Here is a 989-nt window from a genome sequence, read left to right as displayed (position 1 = left end):
GGCTGCGGGACCGCTACGACGACGCCCGCCTGGACGCGGCCTGCGCCCGCGCCCTCGAGGTCGGTGACCCCAGCTACCGCACCGTCAAGGGCATCCTCGCCGCCGGCACCGAACACGACGGACAGCCCGCACCGGCCCCCACGCCGGCGCCGGCGTTCCTGCGCGGACCCGACGCCTTCGACACCGAACGCACCGCCTGAATTGTTGAACGCTGCACCGACGCATGCTGCACACCAATTACTTTCATCAGACCACTAGGAATCGTCATGACCATTCACGACCCCAGCCTGCGGGCTGCGCTCAAGACATTGAAGTTGACCGGGATGCTCGACACGCTCGACGCCCGGCTCGCTCAGACCCGGGACGGGCAGCTCGGACACCTCGAGTTCCTGCAAGTGCTGTGTGAGGATGAGATCGCCCGCCGGGAAACCGCGGCGCTGGCCCGTCGGCTGCGACGAGCGCGGTTCGAGCAACCGGCCACGTTCGAGGATTTCGATTTCACCGCGAACCCGAAACTTCCGGCGGCGATGCTGCGGGACCTGGCCGCCCTGCGCTGGCTCGATGCCGGCGAGTCGGTGATCCTCTACGGTCCCGTTGGAGTAGGCAAAACCCATGTGGCACAAGCGCTTGGGCATCACGTCGCCCGCCGCGGCGGGGACGTGCGGTTCGTCAAGTGCTCCCGCATGCTCGCCGATCTCGCCGGCGGCCATGCCGACCGCACCATCGGTCAGCGGATGCGCGAATACACCCGGCCGCTGGTGTTGATTATCGATGATTTTGCGATGCGTGAGCACACCACCACCCAGTCCGACGACCTCTACGATCTGGTCTCCGATCGCGCCATCGCCGGCAAACCCCTGATCCTGACGAGCAACCGCGCCCCGAAGGACTGGTACCCGCTGTTCCCGAACCCGGTCGTCGCCGAGTCGCTCCTCGACCGGCTCATCAACACCAGCCATCAAACCCTGATGGACGGACCGTCCTACCGA

1 protein-coding gene and 1 pseudogene are annotated in these 989 nt (G+C 66.6%); both read left to right on the top strand.

Going from position 1 to position 989, the window contains the following annotated elements; genetic code table 11:
- A pseudogene (locus RJ1_RS45010) lies at positions 1–200 on the top strand (IS21 family transposase); the annotation flags it as partial.
- Between the two features lie 66 nt (positions 201–266).
- Positions 267–989 (top strand): IS21-like element helper ATPase IstB (gene istB / locus RJ1_RS45005; RefSeq protein WP_073371177.1); only part of this gene is annotated, 723 nt, incomplete at its 3' end.

Origin of the sequence: Rhodococcus jostii NBRC 16295 (assembly GCF_001894825.1) — a bacterium.
Taxonomy (GTDB): domain Bacteria; phylum Actinomycetota; class Actinomycetes; order Mycobacteriales; family Mycobacteriaceae; genus Rhodococcus_F; species Rhodococcus_F jostii.
This window is presented reverse-complemented; position numbering and strand designations above follow the sequence as displayed.